The 22620-nt window shown below is 55.1% G+C and carries 19 protein-coding genes and 1 other annotated feature; of the genes, 2 read left to right on the forward strand and 17 right to left on the reverse strand.

Going from position 1 to position 22620, the window contains the following annotated elements:
* Positions 1-3 precede the first annotated feature (3 nt).
* The 5 genes from PSAB_RS18390 to PSAB_RS18410 form a co-directional block, all read right to left on the reverse strand.
* On the reverse strand, positions 4-2637 hold the full coding sequence (locus PSAB_RS18390; protein WP_038597331.1) for a valine--tRNA ligase: 2634 nt from the start codon (positions 2635-2637) through the stop codon (positions 4-6).
* A gap of 189 nt (positions 2638-2826) precedes the next feature.
* Positions 2827-3119, reverse strand: a binding site (T-box leader).
* Positions 3120-3666: 547 nt separating this feature from the next.
* Entirely contained in the window at positions 3667-4347 is a 681-nt protein-coding gene (locus PSAB_RS18395) for a DUF559 domain-containing protein (protein ID WP_025336052.1), read from the reverse strand.
* Between the two features lie 151 nt (positions 4348-4498).
* On the reverse strand, positions 4499-5896 hold the full coding sequence (locus PSAB_RS18400; RefSeq protein WP_025336053.1) for a DUF5808 domain-containing protein: 1398 nt from the start codon (positions 5894-5896) through the stop codon (positions 4499-4501).
* A 16-nt stretch (positions 5897-5912) separates the two neighbouring features.
* A complete protein-coding gene (locus tag PSAB_RS18405) occupies positions 5913-6308 on the reverse strand; it encodes a GntR family transcriptional regulator (RefSeq protein ID WP_025336054.1) in 396 nt (131 codons plus the stop codon).
* Between the two features lie 150 nt (positions 6309-6458).
* Positions 6459-7796, reverse strand: a complete 1338-nt coding sequence (locus tag PSAB_RS18410) for a LysM peptidoglycan-binding domain-containing protein (protein ID WP_025336055.1) — start codon at positions 7794-7796, stop codon at positions 6459-6461.
* Between the two features lie 240 nt (positions 7797-8036).
* On the opposite strand from PSAB_RS18410, the gene greA reads away from it, so the two are divergent.
* Positions 8037-8522, forward strand: coding sequence for a transcription elongation factor GreA (gene greA, locus PSAB_RS18415; RefSeq protein WP_025336056.1), 486 nt, complete (start codon positions 8037-8039; stop codon positions 8520-8522).
* 410 nt (positions 8523-8932) lie between these two features.
* Here the strand turns inward: greA and PSAB_RS18420 are convergent, their stop codons facing one another.
* From PSAB_RS18420 to hemA, 10 genes are all read right to left on the reverse strand, one after another.
* A complete protein-coding gene (locus PSAB_RS18420) occupies positions 8933-9814 on the reverse strand; it encodes an RluA family pseudouridine synthase (protein WP_051529881.1) in 882 nt (293 codons plus the stop codon).
* A gap of 59 nt (positions 9815-9873) precedes the next feature.
* Complete coding sequence (gene hemL, locus PSAB_RS18425; protein ID WP_025336058.1) at positions 9874-11175, reverse strand: glutamate-1-semialdehyde 2,1-aminomutase; 1302 nt, start codon at positions 11173-11175, stop codon at positions 9874-9876.
* 134 nt (positions 11176-11309) lie between these two features.
* The gene (gene hemB, locus PSAB_RS18430; RefSeq protein ID WP_025336059.1) at positions 11310-12311 is read right to left on the reverse strand and encodes a porphobilinogen synthase; all 1002 of its coding nucleotides are present in this window, start codon (positions 12309-12311) and stop codon (positions 11310-11312) included.
* A 75-nt stretch (positions 12312-12386) separates the two neighbouring features.
* Positions 12387-13373 (reverse strand): aldo/keto reductase, encoded by a 987-nt coding sequence (locus PSAB_RS18435; protein ID WP_025336060.1) that lies wholly within the window; start codon positions 13371-13373, stop codon positions 12387-12389.
* A 229-nt stretch (positions 13374-13602) separates the two neighbouring features.
* A complete protein-coding gene (locus tag PSAB_RS18440) occupies positions 13603-14592 on the reverse strand; it encodes an SPL family radical SAM protein (RefSeq protein WP_025336061.1) in 990 nt (329 codons plus the stop codon).
* A gap of 166 nt (positions 14593-14758) precedes the next feature.
* A complete protein-coding gene (gene cobA / locus PSAB_RS18445) occupies positions 14759-16300 on the reverse strand; it encodes a uroporphyrinogen-III C-methyltransferase (RefSeq protein ID WP_025336062.1) in 1542 nt (513 codons plus the stop codon).
* Between the two features lie 5 nt (positions 16301-16305).
* A complete protein-coding gene (gene hemC / locus PSAB_RS18450; protein WP_025336063.1) occupies positions 16306-17262 on the reverse strand; it encodes a hydroxymethylbilane synthase in 957 nt (318 codons plus the stop codon).
* A 5-nt stretch (positions 17263-17267) separates the two neighbouring features.
* Positions 17268-17915, reverse strand: a complete 648-nt coding sequence (locus PSAB_RS18455; protein ID WP_193373904.1) for a precorrin-2 dehydrogenase/sirohydrochlorin ferrochelatase family protein — start codon at positions 17913-17915, stop codon at positions 17268-17270.
* A 6-nt stretch (positions 17916-17921) separates the two neighbouring features.
* The gene (gene ccsA / locus PSAB_RS18460; RefSeq protein ID WP_025336065.1) at positions 17922-18749 is read right to left on the reverse strand and encodes a cytochrome c biogenesis protein CcsA; all 828 of its coding nucleotides are present in this window, start codon (positions 18747-18749) and stop codon (positions 17922-17924) included.
* A gap of 14 nt (positions 18750-18763) precedes the next feature.
* Positions 18764-20152 (reverse strand): glutamyl-tRNA reductase, encoded by a 1389-nt coding sequence (gene hemA / locus PSAB_RS18465; protein WP_025336066.1) that lies wholly within the window; start codon positions 20150-20152, stop codon positions 18764-18766.
* Between the two features lie 549 nt (positions 20153-20701).
* On the opposite strand from hemA, the gene PSAB_RS25830 reads away from it, so the two are divergent.
* Complete coding sequence (locus PSAB_RS25830) at positions 20702-20863, forward strand: hypothetical protein (protein WP_158442603.1); 162 nt, start codon at positions 20702-20704, stop codon at positions 20861-20863.
* Between the two features lie 57 nt (positions 20864-20920).
* On the opposite strand, the gene PSAB_RS18470 is transcribed toward PSAB_RS25830, so the two are convergent.
* Positions 20921-21562 carry a YdcF family protein gene (locus PSAB_RS18470; protein WP_025336067.1) on the reverse strand — a complete coding sequence of 214 codons (642 nt, stop codon included), beginning with the start codon at positions 21560-21562 and terminating at the stop codon, positions 20921-20923.
* Between the two features lie 5 nt (positions 21563-21567).
* Positions 21568-22602, reverse strand: coding sequence for a GDP-mannose 4,6-dehydratase (locus tag PSAB_RS18475; protein ID WP_084266561.1), 1035 nt, complete (start codon positions 22600-22602; stop codon positions 21568-21570).
* Positions 22603-22620: the final 18 nt, after the last annotated feature.

Genomic DNA, 22620 nt, shown 5'->3' on the forward strand with positions numbered 1-22620 from the left:
CCGTTATCCTCTCAGCTCCGCGATACGGGCGAGCACTTTCTCGCGTTTGGCCGAGTAATCGGCCTGCTTGGCCCGTTCCTCTTCGATGACTTTAGCCGGCGCCTTGGCTACAAAGCCGGGGTTGCCGAGCTTTTTCTCCACGCGTTCCACTTCGCTGTTCAGCGTCTGTACTTCTTTTTCAAGCCGGGCAATTTCCTGCTCGATATCGATCAGGCCCGACAGCGGCAGCAGCAGCTCGGCCCCCGTTATGACAGCGGACATCACCTTCTCCGGAGCCTCCGGATTCAGGCCCGCCTCGAAAGAGGACGTGTTGGCAAAGCGGCTGATGTAGGCGTTGTTCCGCTCGATAATAGCCAGTGTCTCTTCGCTTCCAGCCTTGACGATCAGCTCAACTTTTTTGCTCATCGGCACGTTCACTTCGGCCCGGATATTGCGCACGGCGCGGATCATGTCCATAAGCAGGTTCATTTCCGCCACCGCATCCGGATTCTCAAGCGCGGCATCGTACTGCGGCCAGGCGGCCAGCGTAATCGTCTCGCCTTCATGCGGCAGATGCTGCCAGATTTCCTCCGAAATGTACGGCATGAACGGATGAATCAGGCGCAGCGTGCGGTCCAGCACATAGGCCAGTACCGATTGCGTGCTGCTTTTGGCTTCCGTGTCCGAACCGTACAGAGACAGCTTCGCGAACTCGATATACCAATCGCAAAGATCGTCCCAGATGAAATTGTAAAGAAGACGTCCGGTCTCGCCAAAATCGTATGCATTAATGAGACGCGAAATATCGCGGGAAGTTTCGTTCAAACGGTGCAAAATCCAGCGGTCGGCGGTGCCGAGCTTGCCGGAAATGTCGATATCTTCAAAGGATACGCCCTCCAGATTCATCAGCGCAAAGCGCGAGGCGTTCCAGATCTTGTTCGCAAAATTGCGGGCCTGCTCCACCTTCTCCCAGCGGAAGCGCAGGTCCTGTCCCGGCGTGCTGCCTGTTGAGATCATGAAGCGCATGGCGTCGGCGCCGTATTTCTCGATAACTTCGAGCGGGTCAACGCCGTTGCCGAGCGATTTGGACATCTTCCGTCCTTCCGCGTCGCGAACAAGGCCGTGAATCAGCACGTCGGAGAACGGCTTCTCGCCGGTGAATTCCAGCGCCGTGAAGATCATCCGCGCCACCCAGAAATAGATGATATCGTAGCCCGTAACAAGCACGTCGGTCGGGTAATAGCGCTGCATATCGGCGCTGTCATCCGGCCAGCCGAGCGTCGAGAACGGCCACAGACCCGAGCTGAACCACGTATCCAATACATCCTCGTCCTGCTTCAGATCGCTCAGGCCGCTGATCCGGCGCGCTTCCTCCTCGTCGCGGGCGACAACCATCTCGCCGGTGGATTCGGAATACCAGGCCGGAATGCGGTGGCCCCACCAGAGCTGGCGGGAAATACACCAGTCGCGTACATTTTCGATCCAGTGCAGATAAATCTTCTCGAACCGGTCCGGCACAAAATTCACGCCGCTGCCGTCTTTTTGCGCCTTAATCGCCGCTTCGGCGAGCGGCTGCATCGCCACGAACCACTGCGTCGACAGATAAGGCTCGACCACGGCGCCGGAGCGTTCGCTGTGCCCTACCTGATGGACATGGTCCTCGATGGAAATGAGCACGCCTTGTTCTTTCAGGTCGGCGACAATGTTCTTGCGGCATTCGCTGCGGTCCTGACCCTTGTAAGGCCCCGCTTCGGCGTTCATCGTGCCGCTCTCGTCCATAACGACGATTTGCGGCAGATTGTGGCGCTGGCCAACCTCGAAGTCGTTCGGGTCGTGGGCTGGCGTAATCTTCACCGCGCCGCTGCCGAACTCTTTTTCCACATACTCATCTGCAATAACCGGAATCTCGCGGCCGATGATTGGAAGAATCAGCGTCTTGCCGATCATGTCCTTGTAGCGCTCATCTTCCGGATGCACCGCTACCGCCGTATCACCGAGCATCGTCTCCGGACGGGTAGTTGCCACGGTAATGAAGCCGCTGCCGTCCTTAAGCGGGTAACGCAGATGATAGAGATGTCCGTTAACTTCCTTATACTCTACCTCGATGTCCGACAGGGCCGTACGGGCGGCAGGGTCCCAGTTGATGATACGTTTGCCGCGGTAGATCAGGCCCTTCTCGTACAGCTTGACGAAGACCTCACGAACCGCCTTGGACAACCCTTCGTCCAGCGTGAACCGTTCGCGGCTGTAATCGAGCGACAGGCCCATTTTGGCCCACTGCTCATGAATGGTTGCGGCGTACTGGTCCTTCCACGCCCATACCTGCTCCAGGAACTTCTCGCGGCCGAGATCGTAGCGGGAGATATTTTGCGCGCGCAGCTTCTGTTCTACCTTGGTCTGCGTGGCGATGCCCGCATGGTCCGTTCCCGGCAGCCACAGCGTATCATAGCCCTGCATCCGCTTCGTGCGGATAAGAATATCCTGCAGCGTAAAATCGAGCGCATGCCCGATATGCAGCATCCCCGTTACGTTCGGCGGCGGAATTACAATCGTATACGGCTTCGCATCCGGGCGCTGTCCGGCCTTGAAGTAGCCACCTTCCGCCCAGTAAGGATACCATTTCTGCTCCGCAGCCTTGGGATCGTACGTCGTCGGCATGTCGTTCTTCGCGGCGCCCTCTGCCGGGCTGCCTCCGTTCCCTTCAAGCTCCGGCTGCTGCGCCGGCGTTAATTGATCTTGTTCTGCCATAGCTTTTTACCTCCGTATTTGTCTAACTCTCAAACGTAGAAACGGCTGTCACCGTCCGTTCCGGAAACGGAACTAAAATACAAAAAAGACCCTTCGCCCTCAAAGGACGAAAGGTCATTCTTTCGCGGTACCACCTTTGTTTCGCGTCATCCGCCAAGATAACGGCGGAGCCGGCACCCTTACGAACACCCGGCCGACATAACGCGACACTCTATGCAGAAATAACGGCCTGCGGCCGGCGCGCTCTAACCTCATGGCCGTAACGGCCTTCTGAAGCTCAAGCGGGCGACTCCGGGGCGACTTCGGCTGGCTGTATCCTACGGAAGCTCACAGCTGCTGCATTCCGCTCTCTGAAGGGCTGACCGCCTACTCTTCCCGTTCCCAGTCTTTAAAGAAAATATGGCTTAATACCTTACATAATACAGTTTGAGTCCGGCATAGTCAACCGGGAGACGGTCTTAGCAGGACATTCGCTGACGAATTTTGACGAAAAGTTCATGGAGAGCAAGTCGGGAATCGGGAATCGGCAATGGGGAATCAGGAATCGGCGATCGACAATCGGCAATCCGCAATCCGTACCTTGAAAACAGCTAATCGGCAATGGGGAATCAGGAATCGGCGATCCAATCCCCAATTCGCAATCCGTACCTTGAAAACAGCTAATCGGCAATCGACAATCGGGAATCGGCGATCGACAATCCCCAATTCGCAATCCGCAATCCGTAACTTGCAAAACTGCTAATGTGCAGGTTTTTTCGATCAAAAGTCCGGTGCAACTAGGAGAACCTGCTAATGTGCAGGAATTTCCGGCTCCCCCGCCTGCATTGGAGGTTGGACGGGCAAATAAATGTATTTTTGCAGGCACCCTATCCAGCGAAAGCGCCAACGCCGACAAAAGATGTACATTTTCAGGTTTTCTACATCAACTGGTTCACCGCTTCAGGTTTTCTGCATCAATTGGTTCACCGCGCCTCGCTGCAGCTCGTACCGAACCACATGTTTGCCCGTTGCTCCGGTCACGGCGTTAAACCACCCTTTCCCGCAGAGTGTCTGCAGCATTCGAACCGCTGTGCGATGGTTGATGCCCAAATGAGCCTCCACATCGATCGGGCGAAGGGGGCGAGCGAGCATACAGGCCAACCGAACGATTTCCCGTTCCGCCACACTGTGCAGGTTATCCGGTGAAGACTGAGGCTGAAAGCGGCTGAGCACCATGCGCAATAGCGTGATAGTCCGCTCAGGATGATGGGCAACGTCGTCATAGGCAAAAGAAATGACCTGAAACCCCATAGCCGTCAAAAAAGCTTCCCGGTTCAGCTCGTTGCAATATTTTTTTCTATCCATATCCGTGACGTGCGGGCCGAAACCTTTGATTTCGATAATGAGTCTCGCAAAGGGCGTAATCCAGGCAAAATCGCAGAAATAGGACAGCCCCCGCCAATCCAAAACTTCGTATTCCGGGTGCAAATGGTTGAAGTCCCCTAGAAGCGGCCACCACACATTGCAGCAAAATAGCTTCTCCGCCTCCCGGTGCCCTCGCTCCAGGCGGCCCTTTCGTTCTCCCGTTCTGCTCCGCAAGTGGAGCTGGATAAATGCCGCATGCGCTTCCTCAACATTCATTCTGATCATCTCCTCTAAAATGAAAAAAACGCCCCGGCCCATTCGGTGGAATGGATCGGGACGTTCTTCGTCTCCTGTATTTTAGTCTATCGCAAAATCGATCATTTCGCTATTACAGTCTGATATGCAGCCACGGATATCTCACGGATATTTAATGTGTAATCGGAAGTTTGCCTCTAATCTCCTCGAATGTCTGCCGGGTATCGTTAGCATTTCTATCGTTATACACAATATATTCTTCTGCAAGTCTGATGACAATATAAGGGGGCGAGTGCTTGAAAATATAGGCCCGGGTATTTCCCCAGCCTTTCAATCTAAAATGCCCTCTGGCATAGGTGTCGGTGGCGACGCCATTGGTCCGCATGCCTTCCGGCAGTTCGTTCTCCAGCCTAAGTTCACGGATTTGATCCAGCGAAAAAGAATAACCGTAACTCGGACTTTGCACATGCACGATTCCATCCGTACCTACCATCAGTCTTGGTACCATCCAATCTTCCCTGACCAAGAAAATCCCAAGGCCAGCAATAAACATGAAAACTAATGTAAAGATCACGCCTATCAAGACTTTGCTACCGCGCATCGCCATATTGAGTGTCAAGCCGAGTCCGGCCCGTTTGGGCACCAGCATGCTCCGGTCGTTTGGATTATGGTAAGTAATCCCGTTAATCCAGTATTCATCATCATCGGTGTAAAATGGCTGGCCGCCCGCTTCAACAAGCCGTCTGCTCCACTCATTCATTTTTCGATCCGTGTACCAGGCAACGGCCAAAGGCGCAACCGCCTGGATCGCGATCAAAGTGTGCCAAACGGCGCCAAAGTGAGCCAAGGTATCCAGTCCGGACAGCGTGGCAGCTGCGGCAAATACCGCATCCAGCATGGCGATTGCCAGAAACAGCATAGACCAGTATCTTCTCTGGGCCCGGTTAAGTCCCTCATTTATCGTACTGTCGTCGCTATACACCTTGGTCCGCATACGCCGGAACGCAAGAGACAGGAGAAAGAACAGCAGCGTCATTCCAGTCGCCTGAGCGCCCATCACTATCCCAAATTCGCTGGAAGAACGCCACGCATAGAACATAACGGCCAGAGCGATCAGAAACGGCGCGATAAACCATATGGGAGAAATGGACATTTTTTTCTTCAGAAAAATAAGCGTAGTATCAGCCCGGACGACGTGCCGTTCTCCGATACTCCATTCGTGCGCACGCTTGATCCGGGCCGCAGCACGGTGATACTTCGAGAACAATCGGTATCCTGCCCACAGCACGATGCCCATCCAGATCCACCAGTACATATAGACCAGCGAAAAATAACGGCTGAGCGCAAACAGCGGCAGAATCGCCAATGCGCCAATGATGATAAAGAAGGTATTGCTTCGGTGGAAAGACGCCCGGAGACTCTTCAATTCTTCGGCCTGGGAGGCATACTCCGGAATTCCGATACCGAAAATGATAACCCCACCTGTTATATTCGGACGTGTGCCGTAGGACAACTGTACAACCAGAAGGAAAATGAGGCATACAGGGAGCAATATCAATACGAATGTCATGTCATTATCTCCCTTTCTATTCCGCAATTGGACGCTGGCCGGCGGCGAGCGCGGCAAAAATGTCCGCACAGGTATCCAGAAACTCCTTACGGCCAACCCCCTTCAGGCTCGCTTCACTGATGACAAGGGTCAGCTCCTGTTCCAGCTTCTCCTTGTACTCCGCGTTTCCGCCCTCAGGCTTTGTTACCGTGGCGCCATGCCTGCGATCAATCGTAATAAACCCTTCGTTTTTCAGAGTGGTGAAGGCTTTATTTACCGTCATCGCATTTATGCCGAGCTCCTCCGCCAGCTGCCGGATCGTCGGCAGTTTCTCGCCGTCCTGCAAATCGCCCCTGCCGATTGCCACGACCACCGCATTGCGAAGCTGCACGTAAATAGGCGTTTCACTCTTGAAGTCCAGCGTAATAATCATGCGATTCCTCCAGCTAATAAAGTATTATTTATATTATATAATATGATACAAATAATACAATGATAGAACACTCAACGATCTGAAGCCATGACAAAAAAATCCCGGCTGCCCATCAGCCGGGATCGTCGTCAAGCTTAACCTCGAACTTCCTTAGGGAATATAAATGACCTGCCCCTCTTCCACCGTCTGGCCGGAGAGCCGGTTGTACAGAACGAGCTCGCGGGCGCTTAGCTGATATTTCTCCGCAATGGAGTCGAGCGTCTCCTCGCGCTGCACAATGCAGAGCCGGACCTTGCGGAAAGCCTGTTCTCCGTCCTTGGTCCTCATAAATCTGCTCTTCCATTCGGAATCGTCGGACGATTCGGACGGAGTGACGGCCGCGGTTGAGGACACGGTTTTTTCCGCTGCAGCTTCCTCATTCTCGCTGCGGTTCTTGCCCGAGGACAACAGGGATGAGAAGCTTAAGTGCTCCTTGGTCTGCTGGCCGGTGTCTTTTTTGCTGCCCAGAGCAATCTTCAGATCAGGCTTCTCCTCCGGGGATAGGGGCGTCTCCGGGAGGCTGTCGGCTTCCGGCGCAGGCTGTTCCTCCGCCGGACCGCTGCCTGTGGCAGCGAGGGAATCAAAGGAGACCGGGGCAGAAGCGTCTGCGAGATCCGTACTCTCTTCGTCGTCCGTGTCTGTGATATCCTCCGTTTTCGAGGCGGATTTCCGGTCGCCGGCCAACGAGCTGCCGCCAGCGTTCGCGCCCCCCTGCGCAAAATGGCTCCAGCTGGCCGGACTCTTCCATTGACCGCTGGGCTCCGTCTCTTGTTTCGCAATGAACGGCTGGCCGTTCTCCGAATGAATCTCGGCATACCGGTCCTCCTCCAGATTCAAGTTGGGCAGCTCATCGCTGTCTTCCTCCTGCGTGATTCCCGGAAATGCCTGATCGGCACCAAGCGCTTCGATTTGCTCCCGCTCCAAGGCGGCATCCTCCGCCGAACCTTCACCGTAAGTCCAGAGGGAATTTTCATACAATCCCTCAGCTACATCCGCCGGGGCATCGGACTTACCGGCTATCGCCCGGTCTCCCTCCTCCGGCGAATAAGCAACGGTAAATTCCTCGCTCTGCCAGGCGGGAACCGGCTCGGACCCTCCTATGCCGCGCAGTGACAGCACACCGGTAATGTTCACGCTGCGCATCGTCAACAGATCAATATCGAAATTTTCAATTTCCACACCGATCTCTTCGAGCGAGCTGACCCGGGCCAGCGGCACCGTGATCTCAACTGGAATGGCGTGGTCCAGACGGTGGGTCCGGTCATCCTCGCTCCGGTACAGACCCGTCAGCAGAAGCTGTCCGCGCAGCTCCGCCCGGTCTTCTCGCTGAATGACCTGAATATCCGGCAGCAGCTCAACCTCTTCCAGTTCGGATATCCCCGGAAGGTCTTGAGACAGGTGAATGCGTTCATAAATATCAAACCGCAGGCCGTGGGATTGGTCAAACACGGGAAATGTCCTCCTTCGTGGCATAATCTAACCCCGGGACAGGCCCGGAGCGTAAGCCCAAAATGTTACTCTCCCCATGTATATGCTTTGAACAAGAGCACATGACCAATCCGTTCGAAAACCAGGGCTGAAGTCACCTGAATGCCAGGGTTATCCGCAGGTAAAGGGCGATTATCACATTCACTCCGATTTAGGGTACAATAGAGACAGAGTCAAAAGCGAATTGGGAGTTGTGATTAAATGGCGAATAAAGAAGATGAAATCATCCTGACTCCGGAGGGCTATGCCCAATTGGACGAAGAGCTGAAAGAGCTTAAAACGGTCAAGCGCAAGGAGCTGGCCGAGCGTCTGAAAGTGGCGATCAGCTACGGCGACCTTAAGGAAAACAGCGAGTACCACTCTGCCAAGGACGATCAGGCGTTCATGGAGACGCGGATCAAGCAGCTGGAGAACATGATGAAATATGCCCGAGTGGTCAGTGCGGATAGTCTGGATGTTACCTCCGTCTCCGTTGGATCGCTCGTCGTACTGAATGATATCGAGTTCTCGGAAAAAGTTGAATACCGGATTGTGAGTCCCGCCGAAGCCGATGTCGACCAGAATAAAATTTCGTACGAAAGTCCCCTGGGCAAAGAGCTTCTCGGCAAAAAATCCGGCAGCGTCATCAAGGTCGATGCCCCAGCCGGTGTCATTGAGTACGAACTGCTGGAAATCCGGCTGGCTTAATAGCCGGTGACATTGAGCGCGAGCACTAGAAACTCGGCTGGTCTGACAGTAGCTCGTAGGTTATGATACGGCGGGAGGGCCGGGCGGTTAGTCTCTGGTGACTCCGGCGCGAACGGGAAAACCTCCCTCTTATTTCCTGAAAAAGAGGATATCGGACCGTTAAGCGGGAAAAACTCCGGCTTATTGATGTAATCTGGGCCGTTATAAGTGAAAACGCCGAATTAAGATGGAGGAATTCCCGTCGAGGCGCAGCCTAAGGCCATTTTTGGAGCAATAAAAGGGAGGAATTCCGTTTCAGTCCATTCAGCCTCCCGGCGGGCTTTCTTTCTTCCGCATAATCTCAAACGAAAAAAAAGATCAAAAGCGCTCGCCGGCCGGGCTGACGCGCTTTTGATCCTTTTTTGCTTTGCTTAACTGCTGCTTCCCCCAAGAACATGCCGCAGTCCCAGCATATCGTCCGGCCAGGGATCGGCAATGTCCAGCTCTTCCCCGGTCCAGGGATGCGCAAAGCGCAGGGCCTCTCCGTGAAGCGCCTGCCGGAGCAGCGGGCGGGCCCCTTCGGCTTCGGGTGCCTTCGGCCCGCCATACAGCCCATCCCCGTACAGGGGATGGCCGAGATGGCTTAAATGCACCCGGATCTGGTGCGTCCGGCCCGTCTCGAGCTCAATGTGCAGCAGCGATGCGCCCTGCCACACCTCGCGGCCGACAATCCGGGTCACGGCCGGCTGCCCGCCCGGGGATACTCTCCGGCGTCCGGCATGATGGCGGTCGCGGCCGATCGGCTGATCGATCACGGTCAGCGACTTCGCCACCTCGCCCTGGACAATGGCGGCATATCTGCGGGAAATCGTCTTCTCCCGCATCGCCCCGTCGAGAATCGCCTGCGCGAATTCATTCTTCGCGTAGAGCACCGGCCCGGTCGTATCCTTGTCCAGCCGGTGAATATGCCGTACGGCGCAATTCTCGCCGGAAGCGGCGTAATGGGCGGCGACCGCATGATCCAGCGTCACGCCGCTCCCGCTGCCGTCGGGATGAACCGCCATGCCCGCAGGCTTGTGAACGACGAGGCAGAAATCATCCTCGTGCAGCACCTCAAGCTCCTGCCAGACCGGTTCAATCCCCGGTTCCCTCGGCGGGAAAAGGGCCAGCCGCAGCCGGTCCCCTCTCCACTGGATGCCGTCCTCGCGGCGAAGCCTCGCCAGCAGCTTGTCCGGCATCCTCACCGTCTCCTTCAGCCACCGGTCGATGGCTTCGCCCTTATCCTCGGCTGAGGTTACGCTGCGCCCGGGCATGGTCTCCAGCCACTCTCCGCGCCGCACCCAGCCGGGCTTCCTGACAGGTTCGCCCGGCCTCACAGCAACTTCAGGGCCGCGCGGTGGGCCTCAATCGTGTCGTCGATGTCCTGCTCGCTGTGCGCCGCCGAAATAAACATGCCCTCAAATTGCGATGGAGGCACGCTGATTCCCTGTTCCAGCATCTGGCCGAAATAAGCGCGGAAACGGTTCACGTCGCTCGCCTTGGCTGTGTCGTAATTGGTAACCGGCCCCTCCGTAAAGAACGGGCACACCATCGAACCGACGCGGTTTACGGTCAGCGGTACTCCGGCCTCCTCCGCATTCACCTTGAGCCCTGTTTCCAGACGCGCGCCCAGCGTTTCCAGCCGGTCGTAGACCTCCGGCGTCAGCAGCTTCAGCGTCGTCAGTCCCGCCGCCATCGCCAGCGGGTTGCCGCTGAGCGTACCCGCCTGATAGATTGGACCGGATGGAGCGATCTGCTCCATAATCTCCCGGCTTCCGCCATAGGCGCCGACGGGCAGTCCGCCGCCGATCACCTTGCCGAAGCAGGTCAGGTCGGGCTTAATGCCAAACAGGCCCTGCGCGCAGCCCCGGTTCACCCGGAAGCCCGTCATCACCTCATCAAAAATAAGCAGGGCTCCATAGCCCGTTGTGACCTTGCGCAGGCCTTCCAGAAATCCGGGGGCCGGCGGAACGACGCCCATATTCCCGGCAATCGGCTCCACGATAATCGCGGCGATATCATTGCCAAACCGCTCGAAAGCCAGCTTGACCGATTCCAGATCGTTGTATGGTACCGCAATCGTGTTCGCGGCAATCCCTTCCGGCACCCCCGGGCTGTCCGGCAGTCCGAGCGTCGCAACGCCGGAGCCCGCCTTGATCAGCAGGCTGTCGCCATGGCCGTGGTAGGAGCCTTCGAATTTCACAATTTTGCTTCTTCCTGTATAGCCACGGGCCAGTCGGATTGCGCTCATCGTCGCTTCCGTGCCGGAGTTGACCATACGCACGATGTCCACCGATTCGACGCGTTCCACGACCGTCTTGGCCATTTCCGTCTCGATCAGCGTAGGCGCCCCGAAGCTCGTTCCTCTGACCGCCGTTTCCTGCAGCACCTTGACCACTTCCGGATGGGCATGGCCCATGATGAGCGGTCCCCAGGAGCAGACATAATCAATAAAGCTGTTCCCGTCGATATCGTAAATCCGGGAGCCTTCCCCGCGTTCCACATAGATCGGTGTCAACCCGACCGATTTGAACGCCCGGACCGGGCTGTTCACCCCGCCGGGAATGTAGTTCTTCGCCTCTTCAAAGGCTGCCCGGGAAGCTTCCTCCCTCCGGGCCAAGCTTTCCTTGCCCATTCCAGAAACCCTCCTGTCTCAAGAAGAAACGCCTGACGGCGTCCTGAAGGACGCCCGTACGTTTCTCGTAGAAATATTAGGCCATTAATACCCGCGATACTAATAAATACTTACATTTTGAAAAAGCCTTTCAATTACTCCCCGCGCAGCCAGCGGACCGCGTCCTTGGCATGATACGTGATAATTGTATCGGCTCCTGCGCGCTTAAGGCCCGTCAGAAGCTCCAGCACAATCGCTTTCTCATTGATCCAGCCCTGCCGCGCGGCAGCCTTGACCATCGAGTATTCGCCGCTGACGTTATAAGCGACAAGCGGAAGATCGAACTGCTCGCGGATCACGCGAATAACGTCCATATAAGCGAGCGCCGGCTTCACCATCAGCATGTCAGCGCCTTCCAGCACGTCGCTCTCCGCTTCGCGGATCGCTTCGCGCACGTTCGCCGGGTCCATCTGATACGTTTTCCGGTCGCCGAACTGCGGCGCCGAGTCCGCCGCCTCGCGGAACGGGCCGTAGAACGCGGAAGCGTACTTGACTGAATAGGACATGATCGGCACATGCTGGAACCCGGCCTCGTCCAGCCCGGCCCGGATCGCCTGCACGAATCCGTCCATCATGTTCGACGGAGCGATGATGTCCGCTCCGGCCTTCGCCTGCGAGACCGCCGTGCGGGTCAGCAGCTCAAGCGAAGCGTCGTTCAGCACATCGCCGTGTACGACGCCGTCGACGGTATGCGTATGGACCATGCCGCAGTGACCGTGGTCCGTGAACTCGCACAGGCACGTATCAGCGATAACCAGCAGTTCGGGATACCACTGCTTGATCAGGCGCGTCGCCTCCTGCACGATACCGTACTCGTCGAAGCCCGAGGAGCCGACGGCGTCCTTCGTCTCGGGAATGCCGAACAGGAGAACCGCCGGTATTCCCAGCGAAACAATCTCATCGACTTCCTCTTTCAGCGTGTCGAGCGAGAAATGATAGACGCCTGGCATGGACCCGATTTCATTCTTGATTCCGTTTCCGTACGTAACAAAGATCGGTTGTATCAAATCAAGCGGATTCAGCACCGTCTCGCGCACCATTCCGCGAATTCCGGCGGAAGACCGCAAGCGGCGGTGCCGCGTAATCGGAAAGCTCATTCTACTTCCTCCTGTATTTCCGTTAGTGTTAACAAATATCCGGCTCTCATCCGCCGCACTTCAACGAACGCGGAATTACCGGTCAATGGTCTTCATCGAAGCTTCGGGATACCGGAAGCCCGCGGCCGCTCCCTGCGGAGCCGCTTCTTCGATCCGGCGAAGATCATCCTCGTCCAGCGTTATATCGAGAGCGCCGATGTTCTCTTCCAGATAGGATCTGCGTTTCGTTCCGGGAATCGGCACGATGTCGTCTCCCTGGCTGAGCAGCCAGGCCAGAGCCAGCTGCGAGGACGAGCAGCTTTTTTCCTTGGCAATCTCATGGATGCGGTCGACCAAATCGAGGTTCTTACGGAAGTTGTCGCCCTGAAAACGCGGAGCGAATCTCCGGTAATCATTCTCTTCCAGATCGTCGAAGGATTTGATCTGACCGGTCAGAAATCCTCTGCCCAGCGGGCTGTACGCCACAAAGCCGATGCCCTTTTCCCGGCAGAACGGCAGGATCTCATCCTCAACCTCCCGGCTCCACAGCGAATATTCCGTCTGCAGCGCGGCGATGGGATGAACGGCATGCGCTTTGTCTATCGTCCGGGGCGACGCCTCGGATAAGCCGAGGTATCGTACCTTGCCGGCCTGTACAAGATCGGCCATCGCACCGACCGTCTCTTCAATCGGTGTATTTGGATCGACCCGGTGCTGATAATAGAGATCGATATGATCCACACCAAGCCGCCGAAGGCTGGCGTCGCACGCTTGCTTCACATATTCGGGCCGGCCGTTTATGCCGAGCGGTGTTCCGTCAGCCGCACGAACATTGCCGAATTTCGTAGCCAGGATAACGTTATTCCGCTGTCCCTTGATCGCCCGTCCGACCAGTTCCTCGTTTCTGCCGACGCCGTACATATCCGCCGTATCGAGAAAGGTACCGCCCAGCTCAATCGCCCGGTGGATCGTGCGGATGGATTCCTCTTCGTCGAGGCTGCCGTAGAATTCGGACATGCCCATACAGCCGAGACCGAGAGCGGAAACCTCCAGACCGGATTTGCCCAATTCGCGTTTCTTCATATCCATCCCTCATTTCTCAATGAATATTAAACCGATGACTAACTTTAATTTTACCGCAGCCTGCTGGGAAAAGCATCTTTATCCATCCCGAAAAGAGGCAAGTGGTCTTTCTCCGCTCAAGCCGCCTCTAACGGCTCTTCCCTATAACACCTGGAGACAATAGAATCGTCAACTAAAGACCGTTCTGTCCTCTCCGATCCGCGCCGGGGGATAAGCCATTAACCCATTGTCAAAACGGAAAAGACAGCTGCTCGACCGGCGGCTCCCCGGCGATTTCAGCCAGTCCGGGACGCCCCGGCTCTTCCCCTGCGCCGTTCGCGCCTCTTGGGAGAGACCACTCCGGCGCGGCGCGGAACCTTGAAGCGTACTTGCGGTGCAGCTCATCCAAAAGCCGGGACATGTTCTCGCGATAGACCGCTTCGGCGTAACTTCCGTCTGCATACATTCTTCGATACCGTTCCAAGACATCCGGGAACTGTTCCTGCAGCGTGCGAAAATACCAGCCTTTCACATCCGGGGAAAGGCGCAGCAGCGAGGTCATGACCGATTCCGCTCCCCGCTGCGCCGAGGCGGCGAACAGCGCTTCAAGCCCCTCAAGATCATCGGTCAGCAGAGGAAGGATTGGGGCGATGAACACGCTCGTCGCAATTCCCCGTTCCGCCAGCTTTTGGAGCGTATCCAGTCTCTTGGAAGGGAGCGGCGATCCCGGTTCCAGCCTGCGCGCCAGCCTGTCATTCAGCGTATTGATGCTGATATTGACCGTAAGTGAACGCATTTGCTCCAAGAGATCCTGGTCCCGCAGGATTAATGGAGAGCGGGTAGTCACCGAGGTACGGATACCGTACTTGGCAAGCACCATCAGACATTTTCGGGTCAGTTCCGTTCTGCCCTCAACCGGCTGATAAGGATCGGTTGCCGTCCCGATTACCACCTCGCCCAGTTCCTTGCGCATCGCTTCCAGATCATGCCGGTGTCTGCGGGCCAGCCTCGACAACTGTTCCTCCAGCGCTTCCGCCGCGTTTGTCTTGAGCATAATATGGTTCTGGAATTCGTCATCCGCCTTCTTGTCGATGAAACCCTGAAATCCTCGGGCATAACAGAAGCTGCAGCCATGCGCGCACCCCCGGTACGGATTGACCGACCAGCCGAAGGGCATTCGTTCCTCTTTTACCCGTGTCATTCCTGTCTTCGTTGTTACCGGTTCGTATGTCTTCGGCATTGTCTCACCCTCCATATCAGAACATTTGTTCCTATATCATATCACATCTGGAGGATTTAATACAGAGACGCAAAGCGAAGCCGGACAATCCGGGATTAAAAAGAACGCCAAACAGCCCGGCGAGCAATGCCTTAGCCGGGCTGTGACGGGCAGCCGTGTTTATGAATCAGCGCGTCTGTTCATTCCAGCGGCACAGCTCGCGAACGAGCGAGTCGATTGTCGCTTCCTCCGCCAGCAGTCCGGGCTCCAGTCCCGCTTCCACGGCCGTCTGTTCGGTGAGCGGACCGATGCACGCAATCTTCACCTTCTCAAGCAGCGGCAGCGGATCTTCCAGCCCCATCCGCTTCAATACTTCGAGAAGATTCTTCACCGTCGAGGAGCTGGTGAAGGTAACGGCATGGATCCGCCCTTCCTCCAGCAGCTTCAATAACTCGATGTCATCCTCGCCGGTAGCGACCGTCTCATACGTGTCGATCTCCGTCACCGAAAGGCCGAGCTCCTCCAGCTTCTGCGGCAGCCAGTTCCGGGCGAGATCGCCGCGCGGCAGCAGTACCTTTTGACCGGGAAGCAGCTCATCGCCGTGTGCCTCAATCAGCCCCTCCGCGTGGAAGCGGGCCGGCAGCTCCTCGGCAATTATGCCCCGATCGGCAAGCGCCGCTGCGGTTGCCGGTCCGATGGCGGCGATGCGGGCGCCGGACAAGCCGCGAATGTCCGCTTTCAGCTCCGCCAGATGGCGGAAGAAGAACTCCACACCATTGACGCTCGTAAAGAACACCCAATCATATTCCGGCAGCTTCGACAGCGCCGAAGCGATAGCCTCCCGCTTCTCTTCGCTCTGCGGCATGACCGTTTCGATCACCGGGAATTCATAAGGTTCTCCGCCTAGGTCCTCAATCCGCTCCACCAGCTCGCTCGCCTGGCTGCGCGCCCGGGTGACAAGAATCCGCTTGCCGAACAGCGGAAGTTCCTCGGCCCATTTCAGCTCCTCCCGCTGCTTCACCACATCACCGACGACGATAACGGCCGGTGATCCGAAATTCGCCGCTTTCACCTTCTCTTCAATGTCGGCGAGTGTGCCGGTCAGCGTCTCCTGCTCCGCGCGCGTTCCCCAGCGGACCAGCGCCACTGGCGTTTCCGGCGGACGCCCGTGCTTGATCAGGTTATCGCTGATATAGCCGATTTTGGCAACCCCCATCAGAAACACGAGTGTTCCCGTGGCATTCGTCACTTTATCCCAATGAATCGAACGGTCCAGCTTGTCTGGGCTTTCGTGCCCGGTAATAATTGACAAAGAGGATGCATAGTCGCGGTGAGTAACCGGAATGCCGGCATAAGCAGGCACGCTGATCGCCGAGGTGATTCCCGGAACAATTTCGTAAGAAATGCCGTTTTTGCGCAGAAGCTCCGCTTCCTCGCCCACCCGGCCAAAAATCGTCGGATCGCCGCCCTTTAATCTCACCACCGTCTTGCCCTGAAGCGCCAGATCGACGAGCAGCTGATTGATTTCCTCCTGCTTCATCGTATGCCGGTCCGGAAGCTTGCCCACATAGATCTTCTCTCCGCCGGGAGGCATCCATTTCAGCAGCCGGGGACTGGCCAGCCGGTCATAGACCAGCACATCCGCCTTCTTGATACACTCCATGCCCTTAATCGTGATGAGCTTGGCATCCCCTGGACCCGCGCCCACCAAATACACTTTGCCCGTCAATCTCCTCAACCCCTTAGCTGTGACAAAATCTTCTCCGCACCCCTCACGGTCAACGCTTTCGCCACTTCTTCGCCCAGCAGCACCGGGTCGGTCCCGGTACATGTCTCCTTCAATATGACGGCTCCGTCCGGCGTGCCGACCATGCCGGTAAGCGTAAGGCTCCGGCCTTCAGCCGGAGCGCCGGTCTCAACACTCTTCTCAAGTGTAGCAAAAGCGCCAATCGGCACCTGACAGCCGCCATTCAGCACGCCGAGAAAGCGCCGCTCTGCGGCAACCGTGAGTGCAGTCTCTTCATCATTATACAATGAAAGCAGCTTCCGCAGCTCGGTATCATCTTCGCGGCATTCAATCCCAAGCGCCCCCTGCCCTACCGCGGGGAGACACTCCTCCGGCGGCAGATAGGCCGTCACGCGGTCCTGCCAGCCCATCCGGGTCAGGCCCGCCGCCGCCAGCAGGATCGCGTCATATTCGCCGCTCTCCAGCTTCCGCAGTCTGGAGTCGATGTTGCCGCGCACCGGCTCAATGACCAGATCGGGCCGCAGCGCCGCAAGCTGGCTGGAACGCCGCAGACTGCTTGTGCCAACCCGCGCTCCCGCAGGAAGGTCCGCGAGCCCGGCCCCTTCGCGCGAAATCAGGCAGTCTCTTGGATCGACGCGCCGGGGAACCGCGGCGTTCATAAGTCCAGACGGCAGCTCGGAGGGCATATCCTTCATGCTGTGCACGGCCATGTCGATCTCCCGGTCCAGCATCGCCTGTTCAATCTCCTTGACGAACAGCCCCTTGCCGCCCACCTTGGAGAGGGTCACATCAAGAATACGGTCGCCTTTGGTGACGATTTTTTTCACCTCGAAATCAAAAGAGAAGCCGTGCTCCGCGCACAGCCGCTTCAAATCTTCAATCACCTGACCGGTCTGCGTCAATGCCAGCGCGCTTTGTCTGCTGCCCACGATAATCGTTCGCATCTTTGTTATTCCTCCCGATGTTGTGCGATCCAGGCCTCGATTTGCTCCGAATCCCACTCTGTAAAGGTACCCCTTCTGATCTCATCCAGCACATGAAGCCGGCCCAGCGTTCTCAGCAGCAGCTTTCGAGCCTCCGGCGACGCTTCCCGCCGCTTGATCTCCTGCCGCATGCGATATAAAAAATCCAGATAAGCTTCGTACTCCTCGCCAAACGTTTCCTCGAGCAGCTTCGTGAGCTTCGCGGCGGTGCCGGGTCCCGCGCCCGAAGTCGATACCGCCACGGTCAGACGGCCCCTGCGCAGTACGCCCGGCGTAATGAAGCTTCCGGCTTCCGCATCGCTGCCCACATTCACCGGCACACCCAGGCTCTCCGCCTCGCGGGCCACCTCCCCGTTCACCCCGGAATCGTCAGTCGCCGCATAGACAAGAAAAGCTCCGCGGGCATCCCCGGGAGCATAACTGCGGTTCAGCCAGACAATGGCTCCCTGTTCCGCAAGCTCCGTGAGCTGCGGCGTCAGCGCAGGACTGATTATCGTTACCGCCGCTCCGGCCTCCAGCAGCCCCATCGTCTTGCGCTCCGCCACCTTACCGCCTCCAACAACAATGCAGCGCCTTCCCTGAACGTCCAGCATAACCGGCAAATATACAGTCACCTTCGATCACACCCCGCCCCAACGATGAAAATCGGACCAAGAATTCAGCAAGAAATTCAGAATGATGAATCCATAGCCCGAAACTGCCCAATACGCCATGGTAATCCCGCTCTGCCGGCCTAACCTTTTAAGCACAAGATACGTTATGTAAATCCCGAGCCCGATCAGCGTCGACAGCACTTTCAAATCCTGAAACAGCGGCAGCCGCCCTTCGGAGACAATCGAGATTCCGGCCACCACAAGCGACACCCCGAGCAGAGGCGTTCCCACCAGCACGGAGGTGTAAGCATATTTGTCAAGAACCTCCAGACTCGGCAGGCGCCGGACCCGGTCATTCCATTTCTTGTGCTTCAGCCTGGTATGCAGGAACAGGTACATGAGCCCGAACACGGCCCCCAGCGTCAGCGCGGCAAAGCTCAAATTGGCGAGAATAATATGCATGGCCAGCCAGCCGTGCACCGCTTTCCAGCTCTGGAGCGTATGGTCCTCAGCCGTCAGCCACACCCGGTTAAGCAAAAAGGCGCTAAACCCCGCCACGCCAAGCAGCAGCACCGTGAACTCGGACCTTCGCATGAACGATTGAACCAGCGAAATCAGCACAATGGTGAAGGAGAACCAGAACAGAAAATCATACGGCGTAAAAATCGGCAAACCCTTCTCCTCATAAAAGCGTATGCCAAGCCCTGCAGATTGAAGCAGACCGACAAAGACAAGAAGCCCTGTGCCTAACCGCTTCCGATCCGGACTCCGTTTCAGGCAATCCAGGAAATAAAACAGCAGGCTCAGGGCGTACAGCAGCAAGGCTGCGTCATATATTCCATTCAGGTAATGCATGCCGCCATCCTCCCTTAGAGGCCAGCCTGAGCAAAAGCACTCTTGGGCTGAGCGGCATTTCCGCTGCCGGGCACAGGTTCTAATGATTGGCGGTTTCTCTCTTGAGCGGTGTTCCCGCCTTCCAATCCGGTCTCCAGCCGTTCCTCCAGCGCAAAGATCTTGGTGAAGTAATCCAGCGCTTCGCTCCCGTTCTTATCACCGGACATCTCCTTGATAACATTGATCGGGTCATGCATCATCTGGTTCACAATGCTCTTGGTCAGCCGGCGGATAATCTTGCGCTGATGCTCGTCCAGCTCAGGCAGCTTGTTGAACAGGCTGTCCAGCGTTTCTTCATGAATAGCATTCGATTTCTCCTGGAGCGCCCGGATGACCGGCTGCACGCCCAGCGTCTTAAGCCAATGCTGAAAGCTCTCGGTCTCCTCCGCGATCATGCCTTCGATCTTCACGGCCTCACCCCGTCGCATTTCCATATTGCTCTCCACAATGCCCTCCAAATCATCGATATCGTACAAAAACACACCCGGAATCTCGGACGCAGCTGGGTCAATGTCGCGCGGAACCGCAATATCGATCATGAACAGCGGCCGGGACGCACGATTCTTCATGCTGTGCACGATTCGGTCAGCTGTCAGCACATAGCCACCCGCTCCGGTCGAGCTGATCACAATGTCGAACTCATGTAGCCGCAAGGCCGCTTCTTCCAGCGTGCACGGACGGCCCGCGAACTTCTCCGCCAGCTCCTCCGCACGCGCCAGGGTGCGGTTCGCCACAACCACTTCCGCCGCGCCGCTTGCGTACAAGTGCTTGACCGTCAGCTCGCTCATTTTGCCCGCGCCGAGAATCAGCACTTTTTTGCCGGTGAACATGCCGAAGATCCGCTTGCCCAGCTCAACAGCCGCGTAGCTGACCGATACCGCACTCTCCCCGATCGACGTCTCGCTGTGTGCCCGCTTGCCCACGGTTACCGCCTGCTTGAACAGCCGGTTGAACCATGTTCCCGTCGCGCCTTCGCCCTGAGCGGTCAAAAATGCGCTGCGAACCTGCCCCAAAATCTGCGTCTCGCCGATCACCATGGAATCCAGCCCGCAGGTAACCCGGAATAAATGCCGGATCGCTTGTTCATCCTCATATATATACATATGCTGTGTAAATTGCTCGCCTTTTACGCCGAACCACTGCTCCATGAAGCTGCGGAGAAAATACCCGCACATATGAAGACGGTCCACAACCACATAGATTTCCGTACGGTTGCAGGTAGCGACGATGACCCCCTCCAGCACGCTCTTCGTCCGCATCAGCTGATGAAGCGCTGCCGGGAGATCCTTCTCAGCAAAAGCAAACTGTTCCCTCACCTCGACAGGCGCTGTTCTATAATTCAGGCCAACGGCGACGATGTGCATCTGTAAGTTCACCATCCTAGTCTTAATTCGTTGCTGTATATTAGCATTTGCATGTTCAGCCCAAGTCAATCGCAGCTGCCCATTTCACATATTCGCTACACAACTATATAAATTATATCACACAGACATCAGACTTCTTACGTACTTTTTGAATACTTTTTGAAATTAGAATCATTATAATGTGGAAAAAAGAATGGGGCAAGGCGACCAAGAAGATTTCATCAATTTCGCAATCACGCAATAAAGTCCTATTCCATGCCAAATTTCCTGCAACTCAGCAAAAAAAGTCTAAGAAACATATCCATATATTAGATTGAAGCAATAAGTCTATCTTCCAGATGCGAATAATTGGTCAAGAGACCAACAAGAAAATAACAATTACAGGGATAATATTCCACTTTCAGGCTAAATCTCTAACCTTTTATGTGATGAACTATTCGGGAAAGAATATATGTAACGATTTTGTTTCAGGTCATAAAACGACAAACATTAATTTAGAACCAGCTTATAATTGGAGTATTATAGCAAATCGGTTAGGAGAACTCTATCATGCCCAACTACTATTTCAAAGAAATCTGGACTCCCCTAAAGATGTTTCGGATCAGTTTCTTCCGTGATGACGAGGACCGCGTTTGGATTAAGTTTGGAACGAAGCCGCGGAGGCTGCTGCGCAAACAGGCTGAGGACAAGTCGGGTGGGGAGACCGTTTAGAAGGTTAGAAAAAAATGAATTTGTGTCGTCCAGTTCAAATCGCCGCTCTAATCAGAGTTAGCGGAACCAGCCCTTGATCCGATCAAGGGCCTTTTTGGCTTCCGGCCCACGGTATCCGAACAAATTGCCGACCATTTTGGCATACTCGCTGATAGTGATATCTCTGTCAAATGGATTGCTCCACCATCTGTTGGGGTTATAACCTGAGGGAGATCCTATGTAGGTCAATTCAATACCTGACTTCTTGTACACATGGTCAAAAATAAACTTCACCCGCCGCATATGAAAATCGGAAGAAACCACAATGGCCGAGGTGAAGCCGTTCTTCTTCATAATAGGTAAAGTGAGTGCAGCATTGTCATACGTGCTTAAGGCTTTATTTTCGGTAAGGATGGCTTTGGCAGGGACTCCTTGAGCAAGGGCGGTTTGGAGCATGTTGCCAGCGGAGCTTGCTCCCTCCCGGTAGTTTGATAAGACCAGATATGGGGCATACCCCGCTTTATACAGGTCGACCGCCTTCTCCACCCGGCCTGCACCTCCGCTTAATACGATGATTGCGTTCACGTTTTCAGGTGGTTCTGAGACAGTTAGAAATCTGCCAGCACAAAAAATGACGAGGAAAATGAAAACGAGCAAGCATATGGGATACTTTAGCTTGCTCCGTTTATGTTTTTTGTTACTGGTGTTATTTTTACTCATCTCAGTTAGCTCATCTGATAATACTTTACATACCAGTCTGTAAACTTCTGTAGCCCTTCTTCTATTGCAGTTTCAGGCTTAAACCCTACAGCTTCCTGCAAAAGATCAGTAGAGGCATAGGTTGCAGGCACATCACCCGGTTTAATAGGTTCAAATATCTTGGTAAACTCCACTTTTCTTCCAGTGCTCTTGCTTAAGCATTTCTCCAATGTCTCGATAAAATCCATCAGCTTCTCCGGTTTGTTATTTCCAATATTGAAGACTCGATGAGGAACAACCCCATCAGGGGGGCTAGGCAGGAGTCTTGTAATTCCTTCAATAATGTCATCGATATATGTAAAGTCGCGATAAAGATCATTATTGAAATCACCATTGTTAAATATTTTGATCGGCTCTCCCGCGAAGTATTTCTGTGTAAATCCAAAATACGCCATATCCGGACGTCCCATTGGTCCATAGACGGTAAAGAAACGTAGACCAGTTGTTGGAATTTTATAAAGGTGACTATATGTATGAGCCATTAATTCATTTGATTTTTTAGTAGCTGCATATAGCGATACAGGGTGATCTACACAATCCGATTCCTCAAAAGGCACTTTCGTATTAGCCCCATATACCGAACTGGAGGATGCATAGATCAGATGGTCAACTGGATAATGTCTGCATGCCTCAAGAAGATTATAATAACCAATAATATTACTCTGAATATATACATCCGGATTATCTATGGAGTAACGAACACCAGCTTGAGCTGCCAGATTTACTACGACATCTGGACTGTATTCTTTAAAGATCTCAGTAATGAACGTTTTATCCGAAATATCGCCTTTAATGAAAGTAAAATGCTCAAAGCGATTTAGTCCTTCAAGCCTAGTGAGCTTAAGATTTACATCATAATAATCATTGATATTATCGACTCCAACTACCAAGCAACCCTGTTCCAACAGTCTTTTCGATAAATAATATCCTATAAACCCAGCGGCTCCGGTAATGAGGTATACCTTACCTTTATCCAAATCTTGTCCCTGGAAGTTCAACATGTTAATCTCCTCTGTTTG

The sequence above is a fragment of the Paenibacillus sabinae T27 genome, assembly GCF_000612505.1.
GTDB classification, from domain to species: domain Bacteria; phylum Bacillota; class Bacilli; order Paenibacillales; family Paenibacillaceae; genus Paenibacillus_AQ; species Paenibacillus_AQ sabinae.